Below are 4,543 nucleotides of genomic sequence, written 5' to 3'. Positions count from 1 at the left end.
GGCAGGCGGGCGAGTCCGCGGTGGCGGGCAGCGTGGGCGGGCTCACGCACATCCGTTCTCAGGTGGAGCGCATCTCCAACACGGTGTCGGAGCTGCGGCAGCGCACGCGGCAGGTGGGCGACATCACCGGCACGGTGAAGGACCTGGCGGACCAGTCCAACGTGCTGGCCTTGAACGCGGCCATCGAGGCGGCGCGCAGCGGTGAAGCGGGCCGGGCGTTCGCGGTGGTGGCCCGGCAGATGCGGTCGTTGGCGGACCAGTCCGCGACGGCCACGTCGCGCGTGCAGTCCATCCTGGGCGACATCGGCCGCGCCATCTCGGAGGCAGTGCAGACGAGCGAGGGCGGCACGCGCGAGGTGGAGGGCGGCCTGGACCAGGCGCGCGCGGCGGGTGAGAGCCTGCGCGCGCTGGCCGCGGTCATCCAGAACAACAGCGTGTCCGTGAAGAGCATCGCGGACATGGTGAGCCAGCAGGACGCGGGCATCGCGGAGCTGTTCGCCGCGCTCAGCGACCTGACGCGGCTGGCGGACGAGACGGTGGAGCGCGTGGCCACGAGCGCCGTGGCCGCCGCGCGCCTCACCACCGCGTCCCACGAGGTCAGCAACATCGTGGAGCAGTACCGCCTGTGACGGCGGGCACCGCGCGGCACCGTCGCCACGGCGGGTGCCGGCTGACGCGGTGACCCCCCGGCGCGCGCTACGCCGCCTCGCCACCGTCGATGGCGTAGGCCGCGCCGGTGATGGGGGCCGCCGCCTCCGACGCGAGGAAGAGGCACATCGCGGCCACCTCCTCCGGTTGGATGATGCGGCCCATGGCGCTCATCCCGGCCAGGGCCTCGCGGGCCTGCTCCTCGCTGCGGCCCGTCGTCTTCGTGATGGCGGCCGTCGCGCCCGCGAACATGTCCGTCTCCACCCAGCCCGGGTTCACGATGTTCACGGTGACGTTCTTGCGCGCGTACTCCACCGACAGCGCGCGCGTCAGCCCCAGCAGCGCGTGCTTCGACGCGCAGTACGCGGACGTGTACTTCGCCCCGCGCGTCGCCGTGATGGAGCCGATGTTGATGACCCGCCCGCCGCCCGCGGAGGCCATGGCGGGCATCAGCTCACGGCACAGGAGGAACGGCGCCGTCACGTTCACCGCCATCACCTTCGCCAGGTCCGCCGTGGACGTCTTCGTCAGCGGCGCGGACACGGTGATGCCCGCGTTGTTCACCAGCACCCGGGGCGTCCCCGCCGCGAGCACGGTCTTGCACGCCGCGAGCAGCGCGGACTCGTCCGCCACGTCCACCGTGAGCGTGCGGATGCGCTCCCCGCCCTCCTTGTGCAGCGCCTCCAGCGACTCCGCCGAGCGCGCCAGCGCCCAGACGTCATAGCCCTCGCGCGCGAACGCCAGGGACACCGCGCGGCCAATGCCCCGGCTGGCGCCCGTCACCACCACGGTCTTCGTCGTCTCGCTTGCCATGGCCGGTGAGCATAGAGCCCCGCGCGTCAATCGCGCGGACGGCGCGCGGCGAAATGCATCATTTGCGCTGCCGGTGACTCTTCAGGACATCCATCACAGCGTCGGAGTCACCTGCACATGAAGACCTTCAAGCGTGGTTTGCTGGCCGCCTCCTGCCTGATGTTCGTGTCCACGTCCGCCCTGGGCGCGGCGCCCACCGGCCGCGCCAACCCGCGCCTCCTGGGCACGCGCGCCATCGTCGCGTGCGACGCGGTGGAGAAGTCCTGCGGCGTGGCCAGCATCTCCTTCCCCGCGGGCATCAGCGGCCTGGTGCCCTACGGCCGCCCGGACGTCGCGGTGGCCTCCATGTTCTACCCGTCGGTGGATGACGCCGAGGCGGTCATCGCCCGCGTCGACGCGGGCGACACGGCCCAGGCCGCCATCGACTACGTGTTCACCGTGGATCCGTACGCGGACTACCGCCAGTTCGCTGCGGTGAAGCTCAACCCCGACGGCACCATCACGGTGGGCCAGCAGACCGGCGCGGAGAGCGCCTCGCAGCGCTGCGCGGTGAAGGGCGCCACCTTCGTGGTGCAGGCCAACAACCAGACCACCGCCACCATCTGCGCCGCCATGGCGACGGGCTTCCAGCAGGCCCGGGGCAGCCTGCCGCAGCGGCTGCTCGCGTCGCTCAAGGCGGGGGCCGCCGTGGGCGGAGACAACAACGGCGAGCGCTCCGGCGTCATCCGCGTCTGGAGCTCGGAGAACGAAGCGGTCTTCTACACGAAGGTGCTCGCGGACTCCGTCGTGCACAGCAGCCGGAACGCGCTGCGGGAGCTGGACGTGGAGATGAACCGCTACCAGGCGGGCGTCGCGGCGCCGTACGCGTCGGACCTCATCTCCCTGGACAGGGAGACCACGAAGGTCGTGAAGCGCGTGCTGCACAAGCTCGGGTACTACGACGGCCGCATGGACGGGACCTGGAACGACGCCGCCGAGCAGGCGCTGTATGACTTCAACTGGAACAACCTCTTCTTCCTCAAGCCCACCGTGGTGGTGGAAGGGCAGCGGAAGATTGACGGCCCGCTGGTCAACTTCCTGCGCGACGCGGACCTGGAAGCGCTCGCGCCCGCGAAGCACTGAGGCGCCGGGCCTCGGGGGCCGTTTGACGGCTCCCGCATGGCGACGTCAAGCTCGCCGCCATGCCCCGCGCCGACATCACCGACCTGTTCCGCATCGACGACCTGCTGTCCGCCGAGGAGAAGGCCGCCCGCGACGCGGTGGCCCGCTTCGTGGACGCGGAGGTGCTGCCCATCATCGGCAAGCACTTCCGCGACGGCACCTTCCCCGCGCACCTCATCCCGGGCCTGGCGGAGCTGGGCGTGCTGGGCGCGAACCTCCAGGGCTACGGCTGCGCGGGCATGAACACCGTCAGCTACGGCCTGGTGCTGCAGGAGCTGGAGCGCGGTGACTCCGGCCTGCGCAGCTTCGCCTCCGTGCAGGGCTCGCTGTGCATGTTCCCCATCCACGCCTACGGCAGCGAGGAGCAGAAGACGCGCTTCCTGCCGGGCATGGCGAAGGGACAGCTCATCGGCTGCTTCGGCCTCACCGAACCCGACTTCGGCTCCAACCCCGGCGGCATGCGCGCCCGCGCCCGGAAGGACGGGGACACCTGGGTGCTCAACGGCACCAAGGCGTGGATCACCAACGGCTCCATCGCGGACGTCGCGGTGGTGTGGGCGAAGACGGAGGACGGCGGCCCGGAGTCCGTGCGCGGCTTCCTGGTGGAGAAGGGGATGCCCGGCTTCAGCGCGCGGGAGATTCCCGGCAAGTTCTCCCTGCGCGCGTCGCGCACCAGCGAGCTGTCCTTCCAGGACGTGCGCGTGCCGGACCGCGACGTGCTGCCCGGCGTCGTGGGCCTCAAGGGGCCGCTGTCGTGTCTCAACAACGCGCGAGCCGGCATCGCGTTCGCGGTGACGGGCGCGGCCATCGCCTGCTTCGAGGGCGCGCGCGAATACGCGCTGTCCCGCGCGCAGTTCGACGGCAAGTCCATCGCCGGCTACCAGCTCACGCAGGAGAAGCTGGCGGACATGCTCCAGGAGATCGTCAAGGCGCAGCTCCTGAGCCTGCGGCTCGCGCGCCTCAAGGACGAGGGCAAGAGCAACCCCGTGATGGTGAGCCTGGCCAAGCGCAACAACGTGAAGAGCGCGCTCGACATCGCGCGCGTGGCCCGGAGCATCTACGGCGCCAACGGCATCACGGACGACTATCCGCCCGTGCGCCACATGCTCAATCTGGAGTCTGTCTTCACCTACGAGGGCACCCACGAGGTGCACACGCTGGTGCTGGGCAAGGCCATCACCGGCATCGACGCGTTCGGCTGACGCGGACGCCGGTGGAAGCCGCGCCTCCCCTCGCTCCCGGACGGGAAGGAGGGGAGGGCACGGGAAGGAACGTCAGGACTGGGGGCTGCCTTCGCCCGAAGGTTCGCCAGAGGGTTCGGACGACGGCTCGGAGGCAGGGGCCTCCGCGGACGCCTCGGCCTCGCCGGACTCGCCAGCCTCCTCGGAACCTTCCGCGGAGGCCTCGGGCTCGTCGGGCGTCTCCGTGGCGGTGCCGGAGGCCTCGGCGGCCTGCTGCGCCTTGAGCTCCTCGTCGTTCATGAAGCCGACGGGGTTCTCCTTGCGGTTGAAGAAGCGCACGGCCTTGGCGGACAGCGCGTACATCTGCTCGGCCACGGCGGCGGGCACCAGCGAGTGTTCAATCTGCGCGGGCTCCGGACGCTCCACCACGCCCAGCTCGCCCTCCTCCAGCTGCTTGGCCTGGGCGGGGCTCAGCTCCATGCGGCGCAGCTTTCCCTTGCGCGTCATGAAGTAGAACGCCGTCTCGCCCGCCTCCTGGGGGACCTGGGCGCCCAGCACCAGCTCGCGCAGGGCGCGGTCCAGCTCCACCTGCTTCTTGGACTCGGCGCGCTGGTAGGCCTTGGAGCCCGGCAGGGGCGGCAGCTTCGGAATGGGCTTCTCCGCGGGCGTGCCCGGACGCGAGGCCGCGCCGAACCCGCCCTGGGGACCCCGGCAAGCCTCCGACCCGTGGCGCGGCGGAC

At 71.3% G+C, this 4,543-nt stretch carries 5 protein-coding genes; 3 read left to right on the top strand and 2 right to left on the bottom strand.

Annotated elements, in window-relative coordinates; translation table 11 throughout:
• On the top strand, positions 1–629 hold a 629-nt coding region (locus ACLEQD_RS37640; RefSeq protein WP_410390694.1), incomplete at its 5' end, for a methyl-accepting chemotaxis protein.
• A gap of 67 nt (positions 630–696) precedes the next feature.
• Here the strand turns inward: ACLEQD_RS37640 and ACLEQD_RS37635 are convergent.
• Positions 697–1,461: an SDR family NAD(P)-dependent oxidoreductase gene (locus ACLEQD_RS37635; protein WP_410390693.1), complete on the bottom strand. Its 765-nt coding sequence runs from the start codon at positions 1,459–1,461 to the stop codon at positions 697–699.
• 117 nt (positions 1,462–1,578) lie between these two features.
• On the opposite strand from ACLEQD_RS37635, the gene ACLEQD_RS37630 reads away from it, so the two are divergent.
• Both ACLEQD_RS37630 and ACLEQD_RS37625 read left to right on the top strand, forming a co-directional pair.
• A complete protein-coding gene (locus ACLEQD_RS37630; protein ID WP_410390692.1) occupies positions 1,579–2,583 on the top strand; it encodes a DUF1028 domain-containing protein in 1,005 nt (334 codons plus the stop codon).
• Positions 2,584–2,642: 59 nt separating this feature from the next.
• Positions 2,643–3,824: an acyl-CoA dehydrogenase family protein gene (locus tag ACLEQD_RS37625; RefSeq protein WP_410390691.1), complete on the top strand. Its 1,182-nt coding sequence runs from the start codon at positions 2,643–2,645 to the stop codon at positions 3,822–3,824.
• A gap of 72 nt (positions 3,825–3,896) precedes the next feature.
• On the opposite strand, the gene ACLEQD_RS37620 is transcribed toward ACLEQD_RS37625, so the two are convergent.
• Positions 3,897–4,543, bottom strand: a 647-nt coding sequence (locus tag ACLEQD_RS37620; RefSeq protein ID WP_410390690.1) for a DUF2058 family protein, incomplete at its 5' end; no start/stop codon positions are given.

It is taken from the genome of Corallococcus sp. 4LFB (assembly GCF_046520365.1).
Taxonomy (GTDB): Bacteria; Myxococcota; Myxococcia; order Myxococcales; family Myxococcaceae; genus Corallococcus; species Corallococcus caeni.
Note: the sequence above shows the minus strand (reverse complement) of the source record. Positions and strands in the feature narration are given on the sequence as shown.

What these genes read in the sequence shown, in the direction of transcription:
- ACLEQD_RS37625 (WP_410390691.1), top strand. Translation starts at nt 2,643, where the DNA reads ATGCCCCGCGCCGACATCACCGACCTGTTCCGCATCGACGACCTGCTG.
- ACLEQD_RS37635 (WP_410390693.1), bottom strand. Translation starts at nt 1,461, where the DNA reads ATGGCAAGCGAGACGACGAAGACCGTGGTGGTGACGGGCGCCAGCCGG.
- ACLEQD_RS37630 (WP_410390692.1), top strand. Translation starts at nt 1,579, where the DNA reads ATGAAGACCTTCAAGCGTGGTTTGCTGGCCGCCTCCTGCCTGATGTTC.